The 26949-nt window shown below is 43.2% G+C and carries 26 protein-coding genes; 12 read left to right on the top strand and 14 right to left on the bottom strand.

What is annotated here, in order from left to right; all coding sequences use genetic code 11:
• Positions 1-141: 141 nt before the first annotated feature.
• From ACFSRY_RS20470 to ACFSRY_RS20450, 5 genes are all read left to right on the top strand, one after another.
• Positions 142-1635: a Do family serine endopeptidase gene (locus ACFSRY_RS20470; RefSeq protein ID WP_377512727.1), complete on the top strand. Its 1494-nt coding sequence runs from the start codon at positions 142-144 to the stop codon at positions 1633-1635.
• 107 nt (positions 1636-1742) lie between these two features.
• On the top strand, positions 1743-3320 hold the full coding sequence (gene amaB / locus ACFSRY_RS20465; RefSeq protein WP_377512724.1) for an L-piperidine-6-carboxylate dehydrogenase: 1578 nt from the start codon (positions 1743-1745) through the stop codon (positions 3318-3320).
• A gap of 280 nt (positions 3321-3600) precedes the next feature.
• Positions 3601-4158, top strand: coding sequence for an RNA polymerase sigma factor (locus ACFSRY_RS20460; RefSeq protein WP_377512722.1), 558 nt, complete (start codon positions 3601-3603; stop codon positions 4156-4158).
• Between the two features lie 37 nt (positions 4159-4195).
• Positions 4196-4831 carry a hypothetical protein gene (locus ACFSRY_RS20455; protein WP_377512719.1) on the top strand — a complete coding sequence of 212 codons (636 nt, stop codon included), beginning with the start codon at positions 4196-4198 and terminating at the stop codon, positions 4829-4831.
• The gene (locus ACFSRY_RS20450; RefSeq protein ID WP_377512715.1) at positions 4812-5966 is read left to right on the top strand and encodes a hypothetical protein; all 1155 of its coding nucleotides are present in this window, start codon (positions 4812-4814) and stop codon (positions 5964-5966) included. The genes ACFSRY_RS20455 and ACFSRY_RS20450 overlap by 20 nt, the downstream gene beginning before the upstream one ends.
• Positions 5967-6034: 68 nt before the next feature.
• Here ACFSRY_RS20450 and ACFSRY_RS20445 read toward each other — a convergent pair whose 3' ends face one another.
• Complete coding sequence (locus tag ACFSRY_RS20445) at positions 6035-7672, bottom strand: sulfatase-like hydrolase/transferase (protein WP_377512712.1); 1638 nt, start codon at positions 7670-7672, stop codon at positions 6035-6037.
• Positions 7673-7677: 5 nt separating this feature from the next.
• A complete protein-coding gene (locus ACFSRY_RS20440; protein ID WP_377512709.1) occupies positions 7678-8475 on the bottom strand; it encodes a DUF418 domain-containing protein in 798 nt (265 codons plus the stop codon).
• A 419-nt stretch (positions 8476-8894) separates the two neighbouring features.
• Between ACFSRY_RS20440 and ACFSRY_RS20435 the strand changes: the two genes are divergently transcribed.
• The 3 genes from ACFSRY_RS20435 (at position 8895) to ACFSRY_RS20425 (ending at position 11503) form a co-directional block, all read left to right on the top strand.
• Positions 8895-9338 carry a RidA family protein gene (locus ACFSRY_RS20435; protein WP_377512706.1) on the top strand — a complete coding sequence of 148 codons (444 nt, stop codon included), beginning with the start codon at positions 8895-8897 and terminating at the stop codon, positions 9336-9338.
• A gap of 21 nt (positions 9339-9359) precedes the next feature.
• Positions 9360-11174 carry a MutS-related protein gene (locus ACFSRY_RS20430; protein ID WP_377512703.1) on the top strand — a complete coding sequence of 605 codons (1815 nt, stop codon included), beginning with the start codon at positions 9360-9362 and terminating at the stop codon, positions 11172-11174.
• An 86-nt stretch (positions 11175-11260) separates the two neighbouring features.
• Positions 11261-11503: a hypothetical protein gene (locus ACFSRY_RS20425; RefSeq protein ID WP_377512700.1), complete on the top strand. Its 243-nt coding sequence runs from the start codon at positions 11261-11263 to the stop codon at positions 11501-11503.
• Between the two features lie 87 nt (positions 11504-11590).
• On the opposite strand, the gene tsf is transcribed toward ACFSRY_RS20425, so the two are convergent.
• The 6 genes from tsf to ACFSRY_RS20395 form a co-directional block, all read right to left on the bottom strand.
• Positions 11591-12424, bottom strand: coding sequence for a translation elongation factor Ts (gene tsf, locus ACFSRY_RS20420; protein WP_377512697.1), 834 nt, complete (start codon positions 12422-12424; stop codon positions 11591-11593).
• Positions 12425-12632: 208 nt separating this feature from the next.
• Complete coding sequence (gene rpsB, locus ACFSRY_RS20415; RefSeq protein ID WP_377512694.1) at positions 12633-13400, bottom strand: 30S ribosomal protein S2; 768 nt, start codon at positions 13398-13400, stop codon at positions 12633-12635.
• A gap of 21 nt (positions 13401-13421) precedes the next feature.
• Entirely contained in the window at positions 13422-13808 is a 387-nt protein-coding gene (rpsI, locus tag ACFSRY_RS20410) for a 30S ribosomal protein S9 (protein WP_377512691.1), read from the bottom strand.
• Between the two features lie 6 nt (positions 13809-13814).
• Complete coding sequence (rplM, locus tag ACFSRY_RS20405; RefSeq protein ID WP_377512688.1) at positions 13815-14264, bottom strand: 50S ribosomal protein L13; 450 nt, start codon at positions 14262-14264, stop codon at positions 13815-13817.
• A 257-nt stretch (positions 14265-14521) separates the two neighbouring features.
• Positions 14522-16300 (bottom strand): M56 family metallopeptidase, encoded by a 1779-nt coding sequence (locus ACFSRY_RS20400; RefSeq protein WP_377512685.1) that lies wholly within the window; start codon positions 16298-16300, stop codon positions 14522-14524.
• A 1-nt stretch (position 16301) separates the two neighbouring features.
• Entirely contained in the window at positions 16302-16667 is a 366-nt protein-coding gene (locus ACFSRY_RS20395; RefSeq protein WP_377512682.1) for a BlaI/MecI/CopY family transcriptional regulator, read from the bottom strand.
• Between the two features lie 238 nt (positions 16668-16905).
• On the opposite strand from ACFSRY_RS20395, the gene ACFSRY_RS20390 reads away from it, so the two are divergent.
• Both ACFSRY_RS20390 and ACFSRY_RS20385 read left to right on the top strand, forming a co-directional pair.
• Positions 16906-18132: an ABC transporter permease gene (locus tag ACFSRY_RS20390; protein WP_377512679.1), complete on the top strand. Its 1227-nt coding sequence runs from the start codon at positions 16906-16908 to the stop codon at positions 18130-18132.
• Between the two features lie 69 nt (positions 18133-18201).
• Positions 18202-19182, top strand: coding sequence for an NAD(P)H-quinone oxidoreductase (locus ACFSRY_RS20385; RefSeq protein WP_377512676.1), 981 nt, complete (start codon positions 18202-18204; stop codon positions 19180-19182).
• A gap of 86 nt (positions 19183-19268) precedes the next feature.
• On the opposite strand, the gene ACFSRY_RS20380 is transcribed toward ACFSRY_RS20385, so the two are convergent.
• The 5 genes from ACFSRY_RS20380 to recA form a co-directional block, all read right to left on the bottom strand.
• Positions 19269-19979 (bottom strand): RluA family pseudouridine synthase, encoded by a 711-nt coding sequence (locus ACFSRY_RS20380; protein ID WP_377512673.1) that lies wholly within the window; start codon positions 19977-19979, stop codon positions 19269-19271.
• Between the two features lie 90 nt (positions 19980-20069).
• Positions 20070-21110, bottom strand: coding sequence for a sensor histidine kinase (locus ACFSRY_RS20375; RefSeq protein WP_377512670.1), 1041 nt, complete (start codon positions 21108-21110; stop codon positions 20070-20072).
• 3 nt (positions 21111-21113) lie between these two features.
• The gene (locus ACFSRY_RS20370) at positions 21114-21803 is read right to left on the bottom strand and encodes a response regulator transcription factor (RefSeq protein WP_377512771.1); all 690 of its coding nucleotides are present in this window, start codon (positions 21801-21803) and stop codon (positions 21114-21116) included.
• Positions 21804-21970: 167 nt separating this feature from the next.
• Positions 21971-22780 carry a DUF3108 domain-containing protein gene (locus ACFSRY_RS20365; protein ID WP_377512667.1) on the bottom strand — a complete coding sequence of 270 codons (810 nt, stop codon included), beginning with the start codon at positions 22778-22780 and terminating at the stop codon, positions 21971-21973.
• A 173-nt stretch (positions 22781-22953) separates the two neighbouring features.
• The gene (gene recA / locus ACFSRY_RS20360) at positions 22954-24000 is read right to left on the bottom strand and encodes a recombinase RecA (protein ID WP_377512664.1); all 1047 of its coding nucleotides are present in this window, start codon (positions 23998-24000) and stop codon (positions 22954-22956) included.
• Positions 24001-24181: 181 nt separating this feature from the next.
• Here recA and ACFSRY_RS20355 point away from each other — a divergent pair, with 181 nt between their 5' ends.
• The gene (locus tag ACFSRY_RS20355) at positions 24182-25312 is read left to right on the top strand and encodes a hypothetical protein (RefSeq protein ID WP_377512661.1); all 1131 of its coding nucleotides are present in this window, start codon (positions 24182-24184) and stop codon (positions 25310-25312) included.
• Positions 25313-25329: 17 nt separating this feature from the next.
• Here the strand turns inward: ACFSRY_RS20355 and ACFSRY_RS20350 are convergent, their stop codons facing one another.
• Positions 25330-25962: a GNAT family N-acetyltransferase gene (locus tag ACFSRY_RS20350; protein ID WP_377512658.1), complete on the bottom strand. Its 633-nt coding sequence runs from the start codon at positions 25960-25962 to the stop codon at positions 25330-25332.
• A gap of 175 nt (positions 25963-26137) precedes the next feature.
• On the opposite strand from ACFSRY_RS20350, the gene ACFSRY_RS20345 reads away from it, so the two are divergent.
• The coding region (locus ACFSRY_RS20345) for an SDR family NAD(P)-dependent oxidoreductase (RefSeq protein ID WP_377512655.1) at positions 26138-26949 on the top strand (812 nt) is incomplete at its 3' end.

The following is a 26949-nucleotide window of genomic DNA, read 5'->3' as shown; positions in this document are numbered from 1 at the left end:
CTCTTTTTTGTTTCTTATAAGATGAGTATTAAACGTTACCAAGCTACTGCATACTACCGTATACTATAGTAACGTTACCTACATAGGTATATAGAAAATCCTTAATATCTTTAGATACACAACAAGACTAAAATTAATTACATGAAGACGAAACAGTTTATCGTTGGCTTAACGCTTTCTGCCATTTTGGGTGGCGGTGTTGCTGTTGGTAGCTATAAGCTGCTGGAAGATGAAGCAACTACAAATGTAAAGGAAGAGCAGTACCCTACAGTTCGCTATACCAGCAACATGCGCAGCAGTGAAGTAGCAGTGCCTGAAGGCCTGAATTTCATTAAGGCTGCTCAAGTGTCTACACCAGCAGTAGTACACGTGATGACAGAATACAGCGTGCGTTCTTCTGACCGCTACAGTAGTCCAATGGATCCGTTCCTGCGCGAGTTCTTTGGTGATGGCTTTGGAGAAAGAGCGCCTCGTGGTCCGCAAATTGGCTCAGGTTCAGGTGTGATCATTGCCTCCAATGGGTATATTATCACGAATAACCATGTAATAGACAAGGCAGATAAGATTGAAGTCGTACTAGACGATAAGCGAAAGTTTGAAGCAACACTGGTTGGTACTGACCCTACTACAGACATTGCTTTGCTGAAGATAAACTCTGAAAAGCTTCCTACCATCCGTTATGGCAATTCAGATGAGTTGCAGGTTGGTGAGTGGGTGTTAGCCGTTGGTAACCCAATGAACCTTACTTCTACAGTTACGGCAGGTATTGTGAGTGCCAAGGGACGTAATATTAACATCCTGCGCACAAGCCAAAACAAAGACATGAGCATTGAGTCCTTTATTCAGACCGATGCGGCTGTTAACCCGGGTAACTCAGGGGGCGCGTTGGTAAACCTAAATGGTGACTTAGTAGGTATTAACACGGCTATTGCATCTCAAACTGGTTCCTTTGCCGGTTATTCGTTCGCAGTGCCTTCTTCTATTGTTAGCAAAGTTGTGGATGACCTCCTGAAATATGGAGAGGTACAGCGTGCCCTTTTAGGTGCCCAGATACAGGAAATTGATGCAGCCTTTGCTAAAGAGAAAGATCTTAAAACACTCAATGGTGTGTATATAGCTCGTGTAGAGGAGAATAGCGGAGCTATGGATGCTGGCCTAAAAGAAGGTGACGTGATTACGTCTGTAAACGGTATTACAGTAGCTAAATCATCGCAGTTGCTTGAGCAGATTGCCCGCTACCGTCCTGGTGATAAAGTAAAAGTAGCTTACCTCCGCGATGGTAAAGAACGTAATACAACTGTTACGCTGAAGAACGTTAACTACAGCACAGAGCTGGTGAAACGCAGCAATGCAGAGCCTATCAAGTTTGATGGCGCTACTTTTGTGCCAGTTAGTAAGCAGGAAATGAACAAACTAGGTATCGATGGTGGTGCCAAGATTAATAATGTGCAGAGCAGTAAGTTCCGTGATACAGGTATGAAAGATGGCTTTATCATTACCAGGATAGATAAGTATCCTGTAAACCAGCCTTCTGATGTAGAGAAGTATCTGAAGAATATTGACGGGGGGGTAGTATATATAGAAGGTGTTTACCCTGATGGCCTGAAGGCATACTACCCTATTGGAAAAGGATAATTAATACAGACAAATACAACAGAAAGCTTCTGCAGCCTTGCAGAAGCTTTTTTATTTTTTAGATTTGTAATAGTACCCTTTATTGAACTACTAAACTGATAAAACTCATGAAACAAACAATAGATGAATTGCCGCTTAACAAGGAGATAGCTGATGTTCTGCACCAGTTGGGCATAAAAGAGCAAAACCCTGCCTACAGTACAGGGCTTGCCTGGGGTGGGCAAAGTAATTCTAATACACGTGACATCCACTCACCAGCCAACGGAAATTTTATAGCTGCTGTAAACATGGCTACACCGGATGATTATGAGCAGGTGGTTAAAACAGCGCAGGACGCTTTTAAAGTATGGCGCAAGGTACCGGCTCCAAAAAGAGGCGAAATAGTGCGCCAGATTGGTGATAAACTGCGTGAACATAAGGAGGCATTGGGTAAGCTGGTAAGCTACGAAATGGGTAAGATTTACCAGGAAGGCTTAGGCGAAGTACAGGAGATGATCGATATATGCGACTTTGCAGTGGGGCTTTCGCGCCAGCTACATGGCTTTACGATGCACTCCGAACGTCCGGAGCACCGAATGTATGAGCAGTACCACCCACTGGGCATTGTAGGTATAATTTCAGCATTTAACTTTCCGGTGGCGGTTTGGAGCTGGAACACGATGCTGGCAGCTGTTTGCGGCGACGTGATGATCTGGAAGCCTTCTGAAAAAACACCGCTTACAGGTATTGCTTGCCAGCACATCATCAGAGAAGTCTTGGCAGAAAATGAACTGCCGGAAGGAATCTTTAATCTAATTATTGGCGACGCCGAAATCGGAAGCCTAATGAGCCATGATAAGCGTGTACCTTTAGTTTCAGCTACTGGTTCTACGCGAATGGGTAAAAAAGTAGGAGAGGCAGTCGGCGCCCGATTAGGAAAATCCCTACTGGAACTGGGAGGTAATAACGCCATTATACTTACAGAGAACGCTGATCTTGAAATGGCCATTCGCGCTATTGTGTTTGGTGCGGTTGGTACATGCGGACAGCGTTGCACCTCTACCCGCCGGCTTATCATCCATGAAAGTAAGTATGAGCAGGTTAAGGAGCGCCTGCTGAAGATATATCCAAACCTGCCAATCGGCCATCCGCTGGACAGCACCACGTTAGTTGGCCCACTGATTGACAAAGATGCTGTGGCTGCTTTTAGTAATGCACTGGAGAAAGTGCAACAGGAAGGTGGAAGATTGCTCACTGGTGGCGAAGTATTGAGCGGAGAAGGCTACGAAAGTGGTACCTATGTTAAACCGGCTGTGGTAGAAGCTGAGAACCACTATGAAATGGTGCAGGAGGAAACTTTTGCTCCAATTCTATACCTAATAAAGTATAGCGGTAGCGTGGAAGATGCTATTGAAATACAAAATGGTGTCCGGCAAGGGCTGTCCTCGGCCATCTTCTCTACTAATCTATTGGAGACAGAGGCTTTCCTTGGTCACTGGGGGTCTGACTGTGGTATTGCAAACGTGAACATCGGTACATCCGGCGCAGAGATTGGTGGTGCTTTTGGTGGTGAAAAAGAAACCGGAGGTGGCCGCGAGTCCGGGTCAGATGCCTGGAAAGTTTACATGCGCCGCCAGACGAACACCATTAACTATGGCAGGGAATTGCCATTGGCTCAGGGAATAAAATTCGATATTATGGACTGATTTTCTAAGCTCACAGTAACTTTAGTGAGTACTATGTAAAAAAGGCCAGCTCTTTATTAGAGCTGGCCTTTTTGTTTACAGGGTGGAAAAGCAAATTCAGTCTATTAACGAGAACAGTTAAGCCAAAAGTATAACCCCTTACAAAAAAGAATAAAATATTTTGCAACTTCATGCAACCTCGCCCCATTCTCTTTGTCTTTAGTTTGAATTTGGATGAAGGAGATGGGAAACAGATAAAAGTCGATTAAGAAACAAAAGCAAAACGTTAATTCAGCGCAATTTGGAAACTATCAGCTACCAAGACGTTAATAGCCACGTGATTGACCGGTGCAAAGAAGGGGACAACCGTGCGCAGTACGAGCTATATAAGCTGTATTCCAAAGCAATGTTTAACGTGAGCATGCGCATCACCAACGATTACTCTGAAGCGGAGGATGTGTTACAAGAGGCTTTTATCAGTGCATTTAAAAACCTTCATTCCTATAAAGCCGAGGCATCATTCGGAAGCTGGCTAAAAAAAATTGTAGTGAATGCGGCTATAAATGCTATCCGGAAAAGGAGGTCAGAACTGGTGCCAATAGATGAAAGAACCATCGCGGAGGTACCGGATGAGGAGTATGAGGACGATCTGGATTGGCAGATAGAGAAGATTAGAAAGGCTATACAAAAGCTGCCTGACGGATACAGAGTTGTCTTAAGCTTGTATCTGCTGGAAGGCTATGATCATGCAGAGATCGGAGAGGTGTTGGAAATAACGGAGTCAACATCCAAGTCGCAGTACAGCCGGGCAAAAAAGAAACTACTGGAGATTATGAAAGAGCCGCAGTTTAAGGCCTGATTATAATAAAGTGTATGTAAATGAGAAGAACTTTACCATGAAAGATAAACTGAAAGAATATGTGAGTGAGCACCGGGATGAGTTCGATGTGTTCGAGCCCCGGCCAGACCTCTGGCAGAACATTTGCCAGGAACTGTCCGAGCCCAAAAAGAAAGAGGCTAAGGTTATCAAATTCAACTTTGGTAACAGTGCCCATTTCAGTGCTAATATGATGTTTATGCGTGTAGCGGCAGCTGTTGTACTGCTGTTGGGATGTGGTCTTACTCTCTTTTTAATGAAACAGAACACGCCAGTAACAAATAATACTGTTGCGGCTACAGAGCAAGTAGTGATCGGTGAGATTGCCCCGGAAATAGTAGAGGTTGAGGCATATTATGTAAACCAGATCAAAGAAAAGAAAAGCAAATTAAGCGACTACGACCTAAAGCTGCTGGGCCTTGATGAACAGAAAGCAGTAGACCAGGAATTAGCCAGGCTCGATAGTAGCTACGTTCAACTCAAAAAGCAACTTTACACCACTCCAAATACTGATGAAATTGTAGGAGCAATGATCCAGAACCTGCAGATACGGATACAAGTGCTTAATAAGCAACTGGAGATACTCCAGAACATCGAAAAATTGGAAAAAACGATCAATACAGAACTTAAAGAAAATGAGACGACCAATGTATAAAAGTATACGCTCCCTGCTAGTGCTGATTGTAATAGCACCCAGTATGGCCTGGGCACAAAAGAAAGAAGCTCCAGCGCCGTGCCCTTCAGACATCAACGTTACGCCTAACCTATCTGAGGTAGCGTCTCTTGCTAAACTCTCTACGTTATCAGAGCTGTCCAACTTGTCAGGTTTACCAGAGTTGGCTAAGCTAGGCGATATGGAAATGCACCTGAGCCAGACTGCCCCTGCGGGTGAGGCAGCTAGTGCCTTAGATAGTGAAAAGCGTAAAACATTTGAAAAGACTTATAAAGTGTCAAATGCAGATCTACTGAGCATAGAGAATAAATTCGGTAAGGTACATGTAAACACCTGGAACAAGAATGAGGTAAAGGTGAAGGTGGATATAATTGCACGCTGCAGCACCGAAGATAAGGCACAGGAGCTCCTCGATAAAATAAGCGTGGTAGAAAGGCGTGATAGTAAAATGATCGCTCTTAGGACAAACATTGAGCCCATGCGTGTATCCAATAACTCTAACAAAAGCTTCGAAATAAATTACACAGTGTATATGCCTGAGGAAAACTCCATTGCAGTAAAGAATAGCTTTGGCGACGTGTATTTGGCAGCTTTAAAGGGTAAAGCAGACATTTCAGTGAAGTATGGGGCTTTGAAAACAGATAGGCTGAATAACAACTCTAACAATGTTACAATAGCCTATGGTTCTGGAAACTGTGGTTACATTAACGGCGGAAATGTAAATGTTGCTTACTCTAGTATGAATGTTGGAAGCACAAATGGACTACAAGGTTCTTCTAAGTTCAGTGATTTTAAAATTGGAGACCTGAACCAGGAGCTTAACCTTGAGCTAAAGTATGGTACTTTCAAAGTTGATAGGGTAAGTAAAGATATCAGAAGAATATCACTTGACAGCGGCTTTAGCCCGATACTCTTGAACTTTGCTGATAACTCCGCTTTTAATTTCGATGTGAATGTTCAGTTTGCAGACTTCAAAGTAGACAAGTCACTAGTAAATATCACTTCTCTGGAAAAGGATTATACATCAGCAGAGTATAAAGGCAAGTTTGGGGGTACTTCTCCTAAAGGCCTGATTAGCATCAGCTCTAAGTATGGCGATGTAAAGTTTACCAAATAGAATAGCTTTTTGATTAGTAACATAATTGTTTGTTTAAGGTAAGGGAGGCTGGCTTTTGCTGGCCTCCCTTATTTTATGGTATAGTCAAACGGCAGCATAGTTGTTTTACCTCTTCCAAATATGTCTCCGGTCAGAAAGTAACGCTGTCTATTACCTTTTTCCTCAAATAAAGTGCTACCGTAAGTGCTTTTAATGAATTGGGGGGAGTAGCCTTGCAACAATAGTAACGTCGGAAAAACCTGCTCATGAGACTGTTGATTGGGTGCAGGAGTAGTATAACCGGATAGAACATTTGACCTGTCCATAATCCATAGAGGCACGTTTGCTTCTATGGGTTTCGTTTCGTTAGTAGAGGCATGCGTTATACTTATTCCATCACCTTCTAGGTTTTGACCATGATCAGAGGTATAAACAATTACTGTGCTATCTGCGGGAGTGATACCTTGCATCAACTCCTTCCAAAAGCCATCGACAGTCCAGCGGATAGCATTGTTGTACGTGTTAACAGAGCGATTTTTATCCTTTATCATACTTGAAGTAGATAATACGGGCTTAAACACAGTTGCCGTTTCTGGATAGGTCCTGGCATAAGGCCAGTGAGCTCCAACCTTGTTTACATAAACGAACACCTTCTGCTCCGACTTAGAAAGTTTTACCAGTAGTTCTGCTACTTTGTAGTCACGCATGAAGTAAGGTAGCGCCGGGTCTAGTTCAGCCGGCTGTATAAAATGGTCTACATAGTTCAGGTCTGATGGAGACATATAGTTCTGCAAAGCCTTTCGGCCTAACTGAGCATCAACAAAGTATGTAATGTAGCCAGCCTGCTTTGCATACTGGAAAATGCTTGGACTGGTAAGTGCCTTTCGTTCTTTGTCGGGTAAGTCCTTTACCTGCATCCCACTCATCAAAGCAATGTTACTGCCGGCACTGTTATTAGTTATAGCACTGGCCACACCAAAATTAATAATGCTGTCTTTTATGGTTTCGAGATAAGGTGTAGTACGGACAATATTACCATTTAAAGAAAGAGAACTGCCGGTTATGCTTTCATCTACAATCAGGAAAAGGTGTTGCACACCTCTGGAAGTAGGAGAAGCCTCTACCAGCTCCCGCTCCCCAACAGGCAGCTCGTGCGCAAGAGCTAAGCCTGTACTGACTGGGACCCGGTAAAAAGCAGGTAAATCATCTATAACGCCCAATGACCGGTTAACATACCAGATGCTTATTAGCAGGATTGGCGCCAGTACAAATGCTTGTGCGGGAGAATAGGAGAACCGTATCTTCCTGGACAGTAGTGACAGCAGAAATACCCATAAGGCTGAGGTGGCAAACGCTATAAAAATCTTCAAAACGTAATTTTGCAAGGCGGCCCTCCAAAAATGAAGATTGCTTTGTGCTGTTTGTGCGTCAGCGTAGGCAAAATTATAGCCAGTTATAAGGCGGTAGCTTAAGCTTAGAAAGAGGAACGTAAACAGCAGGGAAAGGAAAAGATAGCGTATTAACTGGCTTCTGTTGAGCAGAAGTACTTGCTGGCTCCAAACTGTAATCGCAAGGACAAAAAGATACAGCAGCAGATCCAGTACACTTTGCCGGAAGAGAATAAACTGAAGAATATAATACGCTCTACCCGGACGCATTTCTACAGTAACCGTAAAAATGCTCATTAGAATAAATAGTAGGAGGAGGTGACCTTTTGTAATTCTCACAAGCTTCATTTCAGTTGCGCCTTCCTTTTCGCTTGCCGTTCATATGTGAAGTATCTCCACAGCTTCTCCACAGGACCTTGGTTTTGATACTGCAGCCATAAACTGCTTATATATCCTTGCACCAGGAAGAGCAAAACAGCAAAGGCTAAAAGTTGCCAAGGCTGCCATTTCTGGTATTGGTCTAGCCCATAGCTATAAAAGATGAATGTCATTACAAGATTTTGCAGAAGATAGTTTGTTAAAGACATACGACCTACACTGGAGAAAAAAAATATTACACCTTTCAGTGCTTCAATAGTGGTTAAGGTTAAAAGTGCAGTGACGTAAATTGAAGGAGTTAGCAGGTAATTGAGAAAAGAAATGATAATATCAGCTTCACTTCCTTGCAATACAAAAGATAAAATAGCTGTAGCCATTCGGATGGATACTAAGAGCATCAACATTGTTGGCCAGTTGAATTTGTTTTGTCTTGGCAAAGTAAGTAAGCTACTACAATACAAACCAAAAAGCATAAATGAAAGTACTTTGACGCTGTAAAAAAAGCTATCAATCGTGCTGTAGCTTACAAAAATTTCCTTACTCCGAAAGATGACCAACTGCAAGTAGGTTGAATGAGTAATGGGCGCATCAGCCTGGACAGGTAGAATAGGAGGAGCGTTCAGTTGTAAAGCATAAATGCTGTGTAAAATATATACAAATACCGCTGAGAACAAAATCAGGTTTTTTCGCAGAGGTATGATTGTAAGTATAAAAAGACCAACCAAGCTGTATCTTATCAAGATGTCACCATCCCAGATGAGCACATAATGCAGTACTCCAATAAGGGTAAGCACTACAAGTCTTCGTAAGAGGAGCTTTAAACCTGATTTGGAGGTCTTCTGTCTAAAGAACTGTATACCCATTCCCAAACCGAACAAAAAAGTAAAGATAGGATAGAAGCGACCGCGGAAGAAATATTTAACCACTGTACCCGTCAACTGATCTAGTTTTCCCGGATACTGTTCTAAATAGTTATTTATGTCACCAGTATAGCTGTTAACAAGGAAGATGTTTGCTACCAATACACCAAACAGAGCAAAGCCTCTTAATGCATCAAGGGAGGTGCTTCTTGTATTTAGGCTATTGTTGTTAATAAACATTCTACCAATGAACTGTTGTTGATTTAGCTAAGATGTTTAATTTAGTTAGATTTGAGTAGAAAAAAAGAGGTAAATTATTTGCTATGGCTACTGAAAAGAAAGAGTTATTGAATTCCTCCAAAGCACCAGAACCTGTTGGCCTTTACCCACACGCTCGTCGGGTAGGTAATTTACTTTTCCTGTCAGGAGTAGGGCCTAGAGAGCGTGGTTCCAAGAACATACCTGGAGTGGAGTTAGATGAAAACGGAAACATAATTTCTTATGATATTGAGAAGCAATGTCATTCTGTTTTTCAGAATGTAAAGTACATCCTGGAAGATGCTGGTTCTAGTTGGGATAGCTTAGTAGATGTTACCGTATTTCTTACTAACATGCAAGATGACTTTTCTACATACAATAGACTCTACGCAGAGTATTTTAAAGAGAATCAGCCTTGCCGTACAACAGTAGAGATAAATAAGCTTCCTACACCTATAGCAATCGAGTTAAAGTGTATTGCTACCATTGAATCGCCTTCCCAAAGCTAGGAAAACCCAGAAGACAAAAAAGTGAATACAGATAGAGAAAAATTATTCAAGCAGCGTGTAGAGAAGTTTACGGCTCTTGAAAGTGATGCAGCAACTAAGTCGACCCGGGTTTCATGGTTACGGGTTATCGTGTTTTTGTTGGGAGTTGCTGTTATTTACCATTTCTTCAGCACAGATAATGAAGAGGCAGGAGCTATCTCCATACTTATTTTTTATACATTATTTGTGGTGGTCCTACGCTGGCACAGCAAACTGGAGTTTATATACCAGCAGTATAAAATCTTGCGAGAGATTAATCAGAAAGAGATTGACAGATTACAGGGTAATTTAGCGGGCTTTAATGGGGGAGAGGAGTTTATTGACAACCATCACCCCTATACTTCCGATTTAGACATTTTTGGTCAAAGCTCCTTGTTTCAACTTATGAACCGTTCTGTTACAAGCATAGGCAAGCATAAGCTTGCACAGTGGTTGCGTTCCGCTGCGTCAGCACAACAAGTAGCAGAACGGCAGAGAGCTGTGGCAGAACTGGCAGATGGGCAGCAAATTGATTGGCTACAAGACCTGATTGCGCTTCCGATGCATTACAAGCATAACGAAGAATCTGCAGGAAGCTTCATTGACTGGTTTGCTGGCAGGTCTTTTTATCGGCAGCACCCTGTGCTTAAGGTACTGGTATTCTTATTGCCTGTACTTACACTAGTTGCTATTGCTGCCTGGAACTATGGTGTAAGTGGTTATGTGCCAGGTGCTTTTCTTGTGTTGCAGTTTTACCTTGCATACAAGTACCGTAATGAACGTGATGAATATTATGATAAAAGCATTGGTATCTATGAAGCCATGCGCAGTTATACCAAACAGCTACAACATATAGAGGAGAATACTTTCACAACTCCACAACTACAGGCACTACAGAGAAAGCTTCAGCAGTCAGGTACAAAGGGTTCTGTAATGATAAATAAGCTGGCTAACATAATCGATTTCTTCTCCTGGCGTTTAAGTACTCTAATGGCTTTCTTTCTGAATACCATATTAATGTGGGATTTCATATGGATGTACCGCCTGGAGAACTGGCGAGATAAATACCTTCCGCAGTTAGAGGAAATGCTGGGTACTTTGGCTGAATTTGAAGCCTTGGCTAGTATTGCTGCTTTTCAGCATGCACATCCGGAATATGATGTGCCAGAGCTAAGTGATGAACCTTTTGAACTAAGAGCAAAGCAAATTGCACATCCACTTATTTTCTCCGTAACGCCTGTAGCCAATGATTTCGAAATGCAAGGTGCCGGCAGTACGATGGTGGTTACTGGCTCTAATATGTCCGGTAAAACTACTTTTCTACGAACAGTAGGCATTAATATGGTTATGGCTTTAATGGGTGCTCCTGTTTGTGCCGATAAATTTATAGTAGCGCCTGCGCAGGTATACACAGCTATGCGGACTGCTGATAATCTGGCTGAAAATACTTCCTCTTTCTATGCGGAGCTAAAACGTTTGCGCATCCTTTTGGAGTTGACGGAGCAAGGGCAACCGGTATTCTATTTGCTCGATGAGATATTGAAAGGTACGAACTCACGTGACCGGCATTTAGGGGCTATGGCGTTAATCCGGCAGTTACATAACCGAAATGCTTCCGGGCTTATTTCTACCCATGATCTGGAGTTAGGAGCCATGGAGCAGGAATTACCAGGAAGCGTGTATAACTACAGCTTCAACAGTGACATTATAGGCAACGAAATTAAGTTTGATTATAAACTACATAGGGGGATTTGCCGTAGCTTCAATGCCAGTAAACTCATGCAGTTGATGGGTATAGAAATTGAGGAGCAGGTTTAAGTTCTCTTGTTCATTGCTTACAAAAGATTTGACCAGTTTCCACTTTCTTATAATTCAATTTAATTTCATTTGTAGCACCTTATTTTATGAGAGTAGTAGCAGACATACCTAATCCGCATGTAAAAATTACGTTGCATTCCTACAATGGCAAGTACATCCTAAAAATAGAGAAAGCTAACCTGGAGCAGATCTATAAAATAGATGAAACGGAAGTGGACGGAGATGAGGGGGTTAAAGCCCTTATAGATGAAGAGTTTATTGAACTCGTTTTGAACCGGTTCCAGGATATGCGTGATGCTTTTGTGTCGAGCCTTAGGAGAAATGCCTAAAGCTGATTCCTTTACAGAGACAAATGTTTAATAAAAAACGCCCCTGATTTCTCAGGGGCGTTTTTGTATACTTTCTATCAGGTTAACTTAAGCGATAGCAACACGCTTGAAGTCGTTAACTGTCATGCCTTTGCTTGTTTTGTCAAGCAGCTGTGCGATAGTTAAAGAAGAGTCTTTTACGAACTCCTGGTTAAGCAATGTGTTCTCTTTGTAGAATTTGTTCAGTTTGCCCTGAGCAATTTTCTCAAGCATTTGCTCTGGCTTGCCTTCAGCACGCGCCTGCTCTTTGCCGATTTCGATCTCACGCTCTACAGTAGCAGCGTCAACACCCTCTTTGTCCAAAGCAACCGGGTTCATAGCAGCAATCTGCATTGCTACGTCTTTACCTACCTCAGTTACGTCAGTACCGTTTGTGTTTACAAGGCCAACTAGTACGCCAAGTTTACCAGTAGAGTGCGTGTAAGCAACAACCTGGTCAGCGTTTACAGTCTCGTAAGAAACTACGTCAATTTTCTCACCGATCTTTCCCATCAGGTCAGTGATGTGGTCCTGAAGAGAACGGCCATCTTCCTGAGTAGCAGCAAGAAGTTCTTCTTTTGTAGCAGCGTTAGTAGATACAGCAGTATCCATAACTCTCTGTGCTAAGCTCTTGAAGTCATCAACTTTAGAAACTGGCTCGGTTTCGCAAGCTAGTGCAACTACTTTACCGTTGTTGCCATCTGCGTTTACCTGAGTAAGAACAATACCTTCAGAAGTAACGTTGTCAGCACGCTTGCTGGCAATTTTCTGACCTGCCTTGCGCAGAATATCTTTAGCAGCTTCGAAATCGCCGTTAGCTTCTGTAAGCGCTTTCTTGCAGTCCATCATACCTGCTCCGGTTTCCTGGCGCAGTCTGTTAACGTCTTGTGCTGTAATAGCCATTTTTTTATAATTAAGAATTATGAATTAATAATTAAGAATTCTGTATTTGCGGGTACTTTGGAAAAGGTTTAGTACTAACCACCAACATTTGGTCTTTTGTCCTTTTCCAAAATCTCTTTTGTCTTTCCCTGTTCCCCTAAAACAAACTGAACATTGAAGCAGCAAAGCCCAATGTTCAGTTTGAATTTATTGCAATATGAACAATTGATTATTGCTCGTCAGCTTCTTGTTTAGCCTTGATGCCTTCTTCTTCAGAACGCTTACGCTCAGTTTCCTCTTTGTCAACTTTACGCTCAGACAGTCCTTCTTCAATAGCCTTACCGATGATAGAAACGATAAGAGAAACTGACTTAGAAGCATCGTCGTTTGCAGGAATTGGATAGTCAACCTGCTCTGGGTTAGAGTTCGTATCGCAAATAGCGAATACTGGCAGGTTTAACTTATGCGCTTCCTTAACCGCGATGTGCTCACGCTTAACATCAACGATGAAAAGAGCTGCTGGCAGTCTTGAAAGGTCAGCGATACCACCAAGTACTCTTTCAAGCTTCTCACGCTCACGAGAAAGCATCAGCTTCTCACGCTTCGCGATTGCTGCATAAGCAGTGTTGTCTTTCACCATCTTGTCGATAGTAGACATTTTCTTAAGAGACTTACGCACTGTAGCGAAGTTAGTAAGCATACCGCCTAACCAACGATCGGTAACGTAAGGCATTTTAAGACGCTTAGCTTCTTCTGTAACGATCTCCTGTGCCTGCTTCTTAGTAGCTACGAACAAGATTTTGCGTCCAGACTTAGCGATGTTCTTGATAGCGGCAGAAGCCTCATCAAGCGCAACTAGAGTCTTATTTAAGTCAATGATATGGATTCCGTTCTTCTCCATGAAGATATACGGAGCCATTTTTGGATCCCACTTTCTGGTAAGGTGACCGAAATGAACACCTGCCTCAAGTAATTCTTTATAATTAGTACTTGCCATGTTGTTGATACACCTAAAATATTAACGTTTACTGAACTGGAATGAACGACGTGCTTTACGCTTACCGAACTTCTTACGCTCCACCATACGTGGGTCACGAGTGATGAATCCTTCTTTACGAAGAGCTGATTTAACTTCGGCGTTCTCAACTACCAGTGCTTTAGAGATAGCAAGTCTTAGTGCTTCAGCCTGGCCGCTTACACCACCACCTTTTAGATTAGCAGTAACATCGTACTTGCCAATTAGATCTAAGGTTTGAAACGGCTGATTTACTATAGTTTGCAGTACTTCGTCAGGGAAGTATGCCTTGATATCCTTACCGTTAATAGTGATATTCCCTTGCCCGGCCGTCATGTAGATACGAGCCACCGAGGTTTTTCTTCTACCAGATGTATTGATAACTTCCATTAATAATTAGATATTGAAGGTTAATTCTTTAGGCTGCTGAGCTGCAAATGGATGCTCGCTTCCTGCAAAAACATGAAGATTTCTGAATAGCTCGCTACCCAGTCTGTTTTTTGGCAACATGCCACGTACAGCACGCTCTACAAGTAATGTAGATGATTTCGCCTTTAGCTCACGTGGAGAAGTTCTCTTCTGACCGCCTGGATAACCAGTGTGTGTCAGGTAGTACTTCTGATCCCACTTACGGCCTGTGAAACGTACGTTGTCAGAGTTGATAACGATTACGTTGTCACCGCAGTCAGCATTAGGAGTGTATGAAGGCTTGTGTTTACCCTTCAGGATCTTGGCGATCTCAGATGCCACACGACCCAAGTTTCCTTGCCCGGCATCAACAATAACCCAGCCTTTGTTAGCTGAAGCTTTGTTGACCATCAGGGTCTTATAACTTAAATGATCCATTTTTAGTGGTTGTAAGCGATTTATTTATTTAATTATTGATCTTTCGGTACTTGAAAAATGGTCACAAAGATATAAGTTAATTCTCTGATATGCAATACATGTTGTAGAAATATACTGTGTAACAGGAAAGTAGCACACCTTCTGCCTGATTAGTTAGTATCTATAGGGATGGGCAACAGCTCCTAATTGAGGTATGCTTCATGATCGGTTAAAACAAAGCAGAGCTACAATACTGTAGCTCTGCTTTGTTTTAACTGTTAGTTCTTCTTTCTAACAGGTGGCGGTGGGGGAGGAAGTTGAGGTAATTCGCCATACTTCTTCTCTGCCTCGGCTATAGATGCCTTATTGTTGAGATCATAAATCTCAGATTTGCCATTATCTAAGTAGAGTACGATAAGTCTTAGGTTTCTATTGTTGTGCTCTCTTGCTATCCAGCCTATTTCTTTCACGACTGGATTTCGCTTTAGAAACGCCTTATGATCATCGTGCATGTTAGAGGTTTCCGGAATATATACAGGGATATCATCAGGAAGTGGCGGCGGCGGAGCAGGTAGATGCTCATCTGCTGGCGGCGGAGGCGGTGTGTCAGGTTTCTCTGGTTTTGATGGCGGCGGTGGGGGAGGAAGTTGAGGTAACGTTCCATACTTAGCCTCTGCAGCCGGAATTCTTTGACTCTTGTTGTAGTTGTATTCTTCTGTCTTGCCAGATTTGAGATAAATAATGATTGACTCTAAATTCCAATCCTTTCTGTCGCTAAATTTCCAGCCAACTTTTTCTACAGTCGGATTACGTTTCAGAAAGTCTTTATAATCTGCTGGCCACCTGGCTTTATCCTTGTAGTATTCCAGCTCATCTAAAAACAAAGTAAATGGCTCATTCGGGTCTTGTGGGGAGGGTGGTGGTGGCGGTGGCAACTCAGCTGACTGGGTATACTTATCTTTGAGTGCAGCTATACTATTTGTATCATCAAGGTAGTACACTTCGGTGCCGCCTTTTCTTAAGTTTATAACAACTGCGTTTCTGTTTTCAATTAGTTTTACCCTTACATTTTTAATGTTAGAGTTGTTCTCCAATAGCCCCTTCAGCTCTTGAGGTAAATCCTTACCTCCATCTTGAAAGGTGATTGGTGTAGTGAATTCTTCTGTGGTGGCAACAAAGACTGCGTTTTGCGAAGTGCCTCTGAAAGCAACCAGCAACACAGCAACCAAAGGTAGCACAACCAGCAATCTCAGCTTTTTGGTCCTAGAGGTAGGCACTTTGTTCATCATGGCTATTCTTGTTTTAAGTGGTGAGAAGTTAAATTGATTAGCTATATGCGGCTCTGAAACGCCGGTCACTTTCAGGAGGAGGTATTGATAGTCTTTCCGGTCCACGCCGGCAGCAACTACTTTTTGGTCAGCAATAAATTCCAGGTTCTCTTTAACAGCTTTTTTCATAAGCCAGCCACCCGGGTTAAACCAGTAAAACAATGCGCTAAGCTCAGCAAGCAAAACATCTAAAGTGTGCCAACCTTTTACATGCACCAACTCGTGGTTAAGTATAGCATCCAGTTCGTGTTGCTTGTGTTGCTCCGGGTTCAGGTAGATAGACTGCCAGAAGGAGAACGCATGGCTTATACTTCTAACCTCTCTATAGCCAACACCTCGGTGTCTGGCAGGCTCCGATGAAGTATGGATCTTGTACAGCGATACGAACTGCATCATCAATCTTATAACTACAACTGCTGCGCCCAGCCAGAACAAGTATACAGGTATAAACCAGTAGTCGAATGTAGGTGCCTGTCCGGGTGCTGCTGGTGCCACGGCAAAGGCAGGTATGGCAGTTACGTAGGTGTTTACCACTGTCAGTTCCTCGTGTTGGCTAAACCAGTCCGACAAGTCTAAGAGCGGGTACAGTACCGAAAACAGAACTCCGAATAGTAGAAATGCACGGTTTAAAGTATAGAAGGTTAGCCGACGCAGCACAAAGTGGTAAGCCAGGTAGAACAGGGCCAGGGCAACGTTCGCTTTCAGGAGATATAGTAGTAAGGCAGGCATATTATTCAGATTTTTTGTTCTCAATCATGTCTATAATCTCTTTCAGTTCTTCGGCGCTTATCTGCTTCTCTTTCGCAAAAAAGGCCACCAGTTCTTTGTAGGAGCTCTTGAAGTAGTCTCCCACAAATCCTTTCATAAACCGCTTTTTATAATCCTCTGCCTTTATAAGGGGCAGGTAGCGGTAAGTATTGCCAAACTTTTCACTACTTAAGAATCCTTTTTTCTCCAGGTTCTTAACTGTTGATGCCAGGGTAGTGTAAGGCGGTTTGGGCTCCGGTAGCTTTTCAAGAAATTCTTTTATAAAACCTCCATCAGTATCCCAGATCACCTGCATGGCCTCCTCTTCTTGTTGTGTTAGCTTCTCCATTTTAATACGATGTTTTCGTAATACTACGAAATATTCGTAATAAAGTGTAGCATTTGTCTGTTTTATTTTTTAAATAATTTAAAAACAGGGGTCTAAGGTAATTTATAGTGTATGAGTCTAGTGGCTATAACTGATTAAGACGAATTGAAGAGTGGGCTTCTACCACGCAGTACAGCTGGTGGTATTAGGATTTATAAATTATATTTCTGAATATAACTGTGTCTACTATTGCCCTACTATGTTAAAGAAACTATTCATCTCCTTTTCGCTGGCGCAGCAGAACATTCGCTCCAGGCTGTTCCATACATTATTGTCTATACTTGGTATTGTGATCGGGGTAGCCGCCCTGGTTACGGTGCTCTCGCTGATAGATGGTTTGGAGGAGTTTGCACAGCAGGAAATTACTAAGACAACCGATTTAAAAGCAGTTATTGTTACCACGGATACCTATAAGCGGGTTGATGATGTAAGGCTGCCTAAAAGCGACTATGGCTATCTTAACTACAAAACGCTAAAGGAGCTAGAGACATCCTCTCCGAAGCCGGTCAGGGGCTTTATACAGGCAAAGCGCAACAACATTGTACAGGTAGAGGGTAAGGAGCAACCAATGGGCGCCTCTTTGATGGCAATCAATGCCTACTATCCAACTGATACCAAGATTAAGTACGGCCAATTTTTTACGACTAGTGATTTGCAGCAGCAAAAGCCTGTCGCTGTTATTAGTCATGGTTTTGCAGTGCATGCTTTCGGAAAAGACTCTGCTGAGCACCTGTTGGGTAAGACGGTAGTCTTTGATAGCCTGGAGTTGAAGATAGTGGGAGTATTGCCGGAGGAGGATGATAAGTCAGCGCGCCTGTTTTACCCGATAACTTTGCTTACAGAAGAGCAGCTAAAAGCCAACCCACCTGTAGGCGCACTGGAGGCACAGGATATCATGGACGTAACTACAGTTAAAAGCCACACAGAAGACTGGCTGAAGGCAAAGTTTCCGGCCGATACAACAGATTTTCGTGTGATGACGAACGAGGGCAGAGTGGAGCAGGCAGCAAAAGGCTTTTTGTTATTCAGAGTGGTCATGGGCATGATTGTAGGCATTTCAGTAATAGTGGGTGGTATAGGCGTTATGAATGTGTTGCTGATCTCAGTAACAGAGCGTACGGTAGAGATTGGTGTGCGTAAAGCGATGGGTGCCAAAAAGCGCGACATCCTGCTGCAGTTTCTGGCTGAGTCTGTAACGGTGTCTTTGTTTGGAAGTATACTTGGTTTGCTTTTTGGAATTCTTGCCACGCTGGGCATAGTGCCTATTATCAAAGCGTTTGTGGATGTCCCTTTTCAGGCTGCCTATACGGTAGATACTTTCATAGTTATTGCAGCTATAGCGGTTGTGGTGGGCATTGTTTTCGGAACTTATCCTGCTACCCGCGCAGCCAAGCTTGATCCGGTGGAGGCAATCAGGAGAGAGTAGGCCTATAGAGGTTGTTATAAATCCTTCTGAGGGAATCTTTCGTCTACTAAAACAGCCAAACAAAGAACTATGAAAGCAATACTTGTAAAAGAACCAGGTGGGCCAGAGCAATTAACGCTGGGTGAATATGAACAGCCATTGCCAATGCCTTATGAATTGCTGGTGCGGGTGCATGCTACAGCGCTCAATCGTGCTGACACGCTCCAGCGGCAGGGCAAATATCCGCCACCAAAAGGGGCAAGCCCTTTGCTTGGCCTGGAAATAGCCGGAGAAGTGGTAGAGGTCGGAATTAATTGCAGACGATTCAAAAAAGGAGATATGGTGTTCGGACTGTTGCCCGGAGGCGGCTATGCCGAATATGCTGTAATAGACGAGGAGATGGCTATGGCGGTGCCGGACAACCTTACCATGGAGCAGGCTGCGGCAATACCTGAAGTGTTCCTGACGGCATACCAGGCCCTGGGATGGTTAGGTAAACTGAAGGCAGGAGAACGGGTGCTCATACATGCAGGTGCAAGTGGTGTTGGAACAGCAGCAATTCAACTGGCTCGACAAATGAAAGCAGAGGTGTTGGTGACGGCTTCTGAATATAAACTGCATGCCTGCAAAGAGCTTGGGGCGCATAAAACCATTAATTACCAGGAGGTGTCTTTTGAGGATGAGGTATTGGCTTATACTAATAGCGAGGGCGTAGATGTGATCGTGGATTTTATCTCAGGTCCATACTTTAAGCAAAACATAGAGTGTCTCCGGCTCGATGGCCGACTGATTATACTTGCCAGCCTGGGCGGTGGTAAGGTAGATGATTTTGATCTGCGTAAGATCCTGGTGAAGCGCCTGCAGGTAACTGGTTCTACATTGCGGTCCAGGTCTAAGAATTATCAGGTCAAATTAACCCAGGACATGAGTTCTTTTGCCATGTCCCATTTTAAAACCGGGGCTATAAAGCCTGTGGTTGATTCAGTGTATGATTGGCAGGATGTGGCAGAGGCACACCGCTACATGGAGCAGAACAAGAACATAGGTAAAATTGTGTTGCGCGTAAATTAGTTTCTGGGCCAGCAAACATAGGATTAGGGGCAAAGGAAAGAGATTACTTGTTTCCTTTGCCCCTAATTTTATATGAAGCATCTGTTTTAATGAGCCCGAAGCTGCTTTACCAATACGGCAAAGTCTTTCGGGTAAGGCGCCTCAATTTTTACCGGCTCTTCATTCATCAGCGTGAAACCAATATTAAAGGAGTGAAGAGCAAAACGCTTGATTAATGGCAGTTCTTCGGTATCTTTTTTCAGGTTATAGCCTCGTTTGAGGTTGCTAAGGTAAAGGTTCTCTCCTCCGTAAAGCTCATCCCCTACAATATTGGCTCCCAAATAAGCAAGGTGCACACGGATTTGGTGCAGACGGCCGGTTACAGGCACACACTCTACTAAGGTATGACGACTGTAGTTTTCCAGCGTAGTGAAGTAAGTATCTGCTGGCTTCCCTTTTGGATTTAAATGAGCCACTCCTTTTGCGTTTGGCAGGATGGCCCTGCTCACAAGCTCATCTTCAAACTTATGCACACCCCATACAACGGCGTGGTATACCTTGTATACCTGGCGGTGTTCAAACTGCATGGACAGGTGGCGGTAAGCCTCAGGGTTCTTGGCGAAAACCAAACAGCCGGAAGTGTCTTTGTCCAGCCTATGGCATGCCTGCAAATCTGGATTATACTGCCGGGCTATTTTTAGTAGGTTTGTCGTGTTAGGGGTACGATCTTCGAGTGTAGAAAGGAATGGAGGCTTATTTACCACCACGTAATCCTCATTCTCAAATATGATTAGGTCTTTGAAAACCGGGTACTTCATCTGTAATTATGCTTTGTAAGGCACAGGTATACCTGACGCTGTGCGTACTACAAAGATACATAATAAGAACCAGCAATTGATAATGTGCCGTCAGGCTGCCTTTGCCTTTTGCAATTTAAAACGAAGAGTAGTGCCTTTGCCCAGTTCACTTTTTACTGCTATAAAAGAACGGTGCGCCTCAACAATATGCTTGCAAATAGCTAAGCCCAAGCCTGTGCTACTGGTGTCGCGGGCACGGCTCTTGTCAATGCGGTAGAAGCGCTCAAAGATCCTGTTGATGTGTTCCATGGCGATGCCCTTGCCGTCGTCTTTAACGGTAACAGTAAACTTCTTCTTTCCTTCATCAAACATCACCCAGATATTACCTCCTTTGCGACCGTACTTTATCGCATTATCAATCAGGTTAATAAATACCTGCCGCATACGGTTGGGATCTGCAAAAAGAATAATTTGCTCATCTGGATCTGCGTTAAGATGGAGGGTTATGTCCCGTTGTAAAGCTTTTTGCTCCAATTGCTCAAACACTTCGCGTACCAGTTGAGCAGCATCGAAGTTACGCTTGGCCATTTTCACAACCCCTTTCTCAAATTGAGAAATGCTTATAAGGTCCTGCACTAAGGCATCTAGTCCGTCTAGGCTCTTGGCAGCCTTTTCCAAGAATCTTTCCCGTACATTTGGGTCATCCATAGCACCATCCAGTAAGGTGTGTATGAAGCCCTGTGCCGCAAAAATTGGTGTTTTTAGCTCATGGGAAACATCTGCAAGAAATTCCCGACGCATGGCTTGCAGGCGTTTTAGCTCGTCAATTTCCTGCTGTTTGCTTTCCGCGATTTGATAGATTTCGTCTTTAATCTTTGTAAGAGGGTCCGTTGTGAAAGTAGATTTGCTCTCTATCTTCTTGAAATCCTGTTTTTTCACTTTCTCCAAACTGGAGTAAACGTTTTTTACCTCACGGAGCACAAGCGCCTCATAAGAAAAGTAAACCAACAAGAAGCAACTGATAAACACCACTACCAGGGCCACTTTGAATCCTTCTGAAGAGAAGTAACTGGCTAAAGCAAGAAAGGCGGTAAGCACTAAAGCCACCGCCAATGATATTAAAATGGTAAGGGTACGCGAGTTTAAATTCATTTATTAGTCCGTGTTGAACTTATAACCAACGCCTTTGATGGTCTTGATTTTGTCCTCGCCAACCTTCTCACGCACTTTTCTTATATGAACGTCCACAGTTCGGGCAATCACATACACATCATTTCCCCAAACATTGTTCAAGAGTTCTTCGCGGGTGAAAACTTTATTGGGAGTGGTAGCCAGAAACGCCAGTAATTCAAACTCCTTTTTCGGTAAGGTAATTTTTTCTCCCTCTTTGTAAACAGCAAAACTGGTGCGGTCTATTCGGAGGTCATCAATTTCTATAACCTGTTCCTGTTCTTCATGCTGGGAATCACGACGTGCGAAAGCCGCCAACCTGCTAAGTAGAGCGCGTGGTTTTATTGGTTTTGTGATGAAGTCATCGGCGCCAGCTTCAAAAGCTGCTACCTCAGAGAACTCTTCTGATCGGGCTGTGAGGAAAATGATATGCGTATGCCTGAAATCGTTCATATCGCGTAACTGTCGGCAAGCAGCTATGCCATCTAAAACAGGCATCATTACGTCCATTAGAATGACATCGGGCTTTACAACCTGTGCCACTTCAATGGCCTTGCGGCCATTTTCGGCTACAGAAACTTCATAGCCTTCTTTTTTTAGGTTATATTGTAGTAGCTCCACGATATCAGGATCGTCGTCTACTACTAACACTTTATAGCTCGATGCAGTTTGCAAAGGTGTATGGGTTAAGGTTCCAAAGGAAAATTTTTCCATAACAAAGATACCATACTAAGTGTAACGATGATGCTATTGCACTAAATCATAATATTTTCTTAACATACAGAGGCTGTTGCCTGTTCAGTTGGAGACGTAAAAAAGGCCGGTAAAGAACCGGCCTTAAATTATTTTTGTGCTAGTATTATTTTATGTTTTAGATTCTTGTATTCGTAAAGGTTTACCTTTACAGATCCAACAAACATTTCAGCCTCTATTAGTACGGGGATCTTATTCTTGTCATCGGATAAATAAACCACAACTGCGTTTTCCCCTTTGAACATTTCGTTCTTCGGCATTTTGGGAGTTAGTTTGATGGCCCGTATGTCGCCTGCTTTTGTGCTTACTACCTCCTTGCCTTTATAAGTAACCTCCATATCAAAGTTTTCCTCATCAAAGAACCCTTTTACTGTAATCTTTTCACCTATGCGCATTTTATCATAGTCAAAGGTGCGGAGGTAATAAAATCCACTTACAATATCCTGCGCATTTTCAGGAATTTTATAGTTTTTTGATTCTTTATTCTTGTTCCTCTTCTTCTTTTCTACAAATACAGTGTTTTTATAATGGTCAAAGTCTACTGTTTCGCGTTTTCGATAGTTACCTTCTTCAATGTTTCTGAAGGAGCGTTGCGGAACCAGTGCTGCCGTATCGATATATGACTGCCATGTATCACGTATCTTAATAAAAAAGTCAAAGGAACTGTTAGTTTTGCCGTACACCGTTGCACGGTAACAAGGCCTGCCGTTGATGTACTGCAATGTTGGAGCAACATCAATAACTGCTTCTGCTGCTGTAATTGGACCATAATGTACCTTATACTTCAGAACTTCCCCGGAAGAGAAGCTCTCGTTTGGCACTGTGCGCATACGGTCCTTGGTAATGAAGCCAAAAGCAGCTGCCAGTACTACAAGTATGATTGGGAAAATCTTTTTCATATATCTCCTTAGCTCAGTTGTTTCTTCTTTTGTCTTTAATCAAGTTTTATACCAACTGCTGGCTATGACACTAAGTTAAACAGATATTTAAAGCTAATCAATTCATTATGAACTAAAAAAGGAGCTACTTTTTTTGTAGCTCCTTTTATTTACTTATAGTTTGGGAAAAGAGTTCACTCGCTAGAAGCTGCTGCATCATCAAGAGCAGCGGCTACTCTCTCAGGCTCTCCTTTCACAATGGCTCTGATTTTGCCTTCTATCTCTTCCATGAGTTCAGGATTATCAAGCAGGATTTGCTTCACACCATCACGGCCCTGACCGAGTTTATCTCCGTTATAAGAGAACCAGGATCCAGACTTCTGTACGATGCCCAACTCAACACCTAAGTCAAGTATTTCACCCACTTTAGAGATGCCTTCTCCATACATGATGTCAAACTCTACCACTTTAAAGGGAGGAGCCACTTTGTTCTTCACTACCTTCACACGTGTGCGGTTACCGGTAATGTTATCTGCGCTTTCTTTTATCTGGCCGATTCGACGAATATCCAGACGCACGGAAGCGTAAAACTTAAGGGCGTTACCACCAGTGGTTGTTTCCGGGTTACCAAACATTACGCCGATTTTTTCGCGCAGCTGGTTAATAAAAATACAGGTACAGCCTGTCTTGTTAATTGTTCCAGTCAGCTTACGAAGAGCCTGTGACATTAGACGAGCCTGCAGACCCATTTTACTGTCACCCATATCGCCTTCCAGTTCGCCTTTTGGCACCAGGGCGGCAACAGAGTCAATAACAATAATGTCGATAGCGCCAGAGCGAATCAGATGATCAGCGATTTCAAGAGCCTGTTCGCCATTGTCCGGCTGAGATATCAATAGATTTTCTGTATCAATGCCGAGCTTTTGGGCATACACTCTGTCGAATGCGTGCTCTGCATCTATAAACGCTGCCAGTCCACCTTTCTTTTGTGCCTCAGCGATACAATGCAATGTAAGCGTTGTCTTACCAGAAGATTCCGGTCCGTAGATCTCTACGACACGGCCACGTGGTAGTCCGCCTATACCCAAAGCAATATCCAGCCCCAGCGAGCCAGTGGAAATAGCAGGTATGTCTTCTACCTTGTTATCACTCAACTTCATTACGGTTCCTTTACCGTAGGTCTTGTCAAGTTTATCCATGGTTAGCTGCAAAGCTTTCAGTTTTTCGTTGCTTACGCTCATGTGTATTTAATTAATTGAATTATATTGAAGGTGAAATTACTACTTTCGATAGCTATATGCAAGAAAGCAAAAAACTATTTTACTAAAAATATTAGCTGCCAATTGCTGACTGTTTATAACACCGGTTGCACCTTTTTTGTCCCATTTCTGAATTAATTTTATGCGCTTTTTTAAGCTTTTTTTGCTCATTATTGCCTTGTTTGCTAATGGCTTAACTTATGCCCAATTGAACAACAGAGCGCTGCTGCAACCTATACCGATAAAAACAGAAAATGCTAATGAGATTAGATTTGGGATTTATGCCTTCGGCTTCTCTAAGAACAATGAGTACTTCAACAAGATTGCAGACGGTTACACTCTTTTTGGTTATCATCTGAACCCTGAACTAAGCTACCAGCCCTCTTCTTTTGTCAGAATTGAAGCTGGAGTTTTATTGTGGAAAGACTTTGGTGCTTCAGGTTACCAGGACATTGCTCCCACTTTTTCTGCCAAAATAGCAAAAGAAAACTGGAGCCTGACCTTTGGGACACTTGAAGGAAACCTTAACCATGGCTACATTGAACCACTGTATGATTTTGAGCGGGTAATCCTAAACAGGTTGGAAAACGGACTGCAGTACAAACTGGAAACCCCCACGGTTGCGTTAGATGCCTGGATTGATTGGGCACATATGTTATACCGGGGCGAGGATGATCAGGAGCGGGTAAATGGCGGTGCTGTGGCAGCCTTTAGTTTATTGGAGCAGGAGGGCAGAAGAAATCTAGATGATAGTTTGCTTCTGACTTTGCCGGTGCAGTTTACAGCACAGCATCGTGGAGGGCAGATTGATGCTTCAGAACTCCCTTTGCTTACGGTGGCTAATATGGCTGTGGGGCTTGAACTGGAGAAAAAGTATAATCGGCAGGTGCTGCACCGCCTTTATACCAAAAACTACCTTGTTGGCTATAAAGATTTTTCAAATGTGTTCTTGTTGCCTTACAAGCAGGGCTACGGTATTTATTTAAATGCAGGCGTCGACACAAAGTACCAGGATGTGATGCTTAGCTACTGGCAGGGAGATAGCTATTTCGCAGAACTGGGCGGACAACTTTTTCAATCTGCCTCTACTACTTTTAAGTACCCCGATTTCCAGCAGGAGGAAAGGCAGTTGCTGATTCTCCGGCTGATGAAGGACGTGGAAATTCTTGATAACCTGTACCTGACTTTTCGTCTGGAACCCGTGCTGGATTTGAACGACCCTAAACTAGAGTTCTCCAACTCTTTCTTTCTTACTTTTGATACGGATTTCTTTATAGCTAAACCTAAGAGATAGCTATTGCTTTTTTAATCTTAAACCATACTTGTTGTACTCTCTTCCTCCTGCTTTTGACGTGTAAACTCATAATCTTCACGCGTCATGCCATAGTAAATCAGGTCGAGAAGTTCTTCTGAGTCTGCTCCTTTGAAATCATTCCGGAAGGTTCCCTCTTTTTTAAACCCACATTCTTCTGCCAGTTCTCCGAAACACAGATTTGATGTAGTGCAGCGGAGGTAAAGCTTGTTCAATTTCAATGTATCAAAGGCGAACTGCAGAACAGCCTGAAGCCCCTCAACTGCAAGTTGATGTGTGCCCGGCCAGTTTGTAAAGTAAAGACCAACTTCTGCTTTGGGAATGCGGTGATCCAGGTTCTTTAGTGCAATATCCCCTATGTATTCTTTTTCCTCCTTCAGCCATACTCCAAAATCAAACATTTTACGATTATCCCATTCTGTCCGTAGCTGCTTTACCTGTGTGCGGGCGTCGTCTAAAACACGGACACGTGCCAAACGGCCTCCGAAAGCCGGGTTAAGTATAGACGGGTCTTCCTGGAGCAGGCGCATGAAATCGCTTTCATCCCCATCCTGGTAAGGCCTTAGGAGCAGGTGCTCAGTTTCCAACTGATCATTAAAAGAATCGGCAAGGGTTTGGTATAAAAAATTCATAGTGGCTTCTGTAAAATAATTGATAAGCAGTAACAAGATGCCTAGACTTTGTCATACGCTTTCTGTGTAAAAACGTGGTCTTAAAGTATTGTTAGGGTGTAGAATAACTGTCAAAACTTTTCTTCGTTAAAATAAGACGGCTAACAAGCCCTCATGAAAATCAAACACTAAGAGAATGGGAAACAGACTTAAAGACAAAGTTGCCATCGTAACAGGTGGCGGAACAGGCATCGGAGAAGCCATTTGCAAGAAATTTGCTGCGGAAGGAGCACGTGTTGTAGTAGCCGGATTTCCTGAGGATCCGGTAGAAGATGTGGCCAGGCGTATACAGGAAGAAGGAGGTGAAGCTATACATTTTACCGGTGACCTTTCTGTAATGGCCAACGCAAAGAGTTGTGTCGATCTTGCCGTGAAGCAGTATGGGAAATTGCATATTCTGATCAACAATGCGGGTGTTTTTCCCGAAGTGAACCTCTTGCAGGATTATTCTGAAGAGGCATTCGATTACATGATCCGGAATAACCTTCGTTCTGCCTTTTGTATGAGCAAGGCTGCTTTACCTGAATTACATAAAACGAAGGGAAATATTGTATCAGCAGGATCAGAGGCGGGTATGATTGGTATTGCACAGAATACACCTTACGGTGGAACTAAAGGCTTCATGCATGCTTTTATGCGAGGACTGGCGGTGGAACAGGCCCAGTTCGGTGTCAGGTGTAATTTGGTAGGCCCCGGTCCAATAGATACAGCATGGACCCATGATGATACAGGTCCTATGGACAGCAAGATGGTGAAAACCATGAAACAGGCTACTCCCATGGGGCGAAGGGGTACTCCTGAAGAAGTAGCTAATGTGTATTTGTTTCTTGCTTCAGATGAAGCCTCCTATGTAACAGGGGCGCTTTATATGGTAGATGGCGGTATAACCGTTGCGAAAGGTGGGGTAGGAGACCAGGCGGATTCAAGTATGAAGGAGCAGCCAAAAGG

Origin of the sequence: Pontibacter locisalis (assembly GCF_042684605.1) — a bacterium.
GTDB classification, from domain to species: domain Bacteria; phylum Bacteroidota; class Bacteroidia; order Cytophagales; family Hymenobacteraceae; genus Pontibacter; species Pontibacter locisalis.
The sequence above is the reverse complement of the archived record's forward strand: the minus strand, read 5'-3'. Positions and strand labels throughout refer to the sequence as shown.

Coding starts and splice junctions, on each gene's coding strand:
- ACFSRY_RS20470 (WP_377512727.1), top strand. CDS start 142: ATGAAGACGAAACAGTTTATCGTTGGCTTAACGCTTTCTGCCATTTTG.
- amaB (WP_377512724.1), top strand. CDS start 1,743: ATGAAACAAACAATAGATGAATTGCCGCTTAACAAGGAGATAGCTGAT.
- ACFSRY_RS20455 (WP_377512719.1), top strand. CDS start 4,196: ATGAAAGATAAACTGAAAGAATATGTGAGTGAGCACCGGGATGAGTTC.
- ACFSRY_RS20450 (WP_377512715.1), top strand. CDS start 4,812: ATGAGACGACCAATGTATAAAAGTATACGCTCCCTGCTAGTGCTGATT.
- ACFSRY_RS20435 (WP_377512706.1), top strand. CDS start 8,895: ATGGCTACTGAAAAGAAAGAGTTATTGAATTCCTCCAAAGCACCAGAA.
- ACFSRY_RS20425 (WP_377512700.1), top strand. CDS start 11,261: ATGAGAGTAGTAGCAGACATACCTAATCCGCATGTAAAAATTACGTTG.
- tsf (WP_377512697.1), bottom strand. CDS start 12,424: ATGGCTATTACAGCACAAGACGTTAACAGACTGCGCCAGGAAACCGGA.
- rpsB (WP_377512694.1), bottom strand. CDS start 13,400: ATGGCAAGTACTAATTATAAAGAATTACTTGAGGCAGGTGTTCATTTC.
- rpsI (WP_377512691.1), bottom strand. CDS start 13,808: ATGGAAGTTATCAATACATCTGGTAGAAGAAAAACCTCGGTGGCTCGT.
- rplM (WP_377512688.1), bottom strand. CDS start 14,264: ATGGATCATTTAAGTTATAAGACCCTGATGGTCAACAAAGCTTCAGCT.
- ACFSRY_RS20400 (WP_377512685.1), bottom strand. CDS start 16,300: ATGCCTGCCTTACTACTATATCTCCTGAAAGCGAACGTTGCCCTGGCC.
- ACFSRY_RS20395 (WP_377512682.1), bottom strand. CDS start 16,667: ATGGAGAAGCTAACACAACAAGAAGAGGAGGCCATGCAGGTGATCTGG.
- ACFSRY_RS20390 (WP_377512679.1), top strand. CDS start 16,906: ATGTTAAAGAAACTATTCATCTCCTTTTCGCTGGCGCAGCAGAACATT.
- ACFSRY_RS20385 (WP_377512676.1), top strand. CDS start 18,202: ATGAAAGCAATACTTGTAAAAGAACCAGGTGGGCCAGAGCAATTAACG.
- ACFSRY_RS20380 (WP_377512673.1), bottom strand. CDS start 19,979: ATGAAGTACCCGGTTTTCAAAGACCTAATCATATTTGAGAATGAGGAT.
- ACFSRY_RS20375 (WP_377512670.1), bottom strand. CDS start 21,110: ATGAATTTAAACTCGCGTACCCTTACCATTTTAATATCATTGGCGGTG.
- ACFSRY_RS20365 (WP_377512667.1), bottom strand. CDS start 22,780: ATGAAAAAGATTTTCCCAATCATACTTGTAGTACTGGCAGCTGCTTTT.
- recA (WP_377512664.1), bottom strand. CDS start 24,000: ATGAGCGTAAGCAACGAAAAACTGAAAGCTTTGCAGCTAACCATGGAT.
- ACFSRY_RS20350 (WP_377512658.1), bottom strand. CDS start 25,962: ATGAATTTTTTATACCAAACCCTTGCCGATTCTTTTAATGATCAGTTG.